Here is a 219-nt window from a genome sequence, read left to right as displayed (position 1 = left end):
GGCAGAGAGGTCACACCCGTTCCCATACCGAACACGGAAGTTAAGCTCTCTAGCGCCGATGGTAGTTGGGACCTTGTCCCTGTGAGAGTAGGACGTTGCCAGGCAAACGGAGGATTAGCTCAGCTGGGAGAGCACCTGCCTTACAAGCAGGGGGTCGGCGGTTCGATCCCGTCATCCTCCACCATTTAGCCGACTTAGCTCAATTGGTAGAGCAACTGA

Annotated in this window: 1 tRNA gene and 1 rRNA gene; both read left to right on the top strand. The window is 56.2% G+C overall.

The features are described 5' to 3' along the window. A 5S ribosomal RNA gene (gene rrf, locus MR170_RS31970) occupies positions 1–104 on the top strand; the annotation flags it as partial. A gap of 4 nt (positions 105–108) precedes the next feature. Continuing rightward, a tRNA-Val gene (locus MR170_RS31965) sits at positions 109–184 on the top strand. Positions 185–219: the final 35 nt, after the last annotated feature.

This window comes from Bacillus cereus group sp. BfR-BA-01524 (assembly GCF_022662595.1).
Classification (GTDB): domain Bacteria; phylum Bacillota; class Bacilli; order Bacillales; family Bacillaceae_G; genus Bacillus_A; species Bacillus_A thuringiensis_S.
Note: the sequence above shows the minus strand (reverse complement) of the source record. Positions and strands in the feature narration are given on the sequence as shown.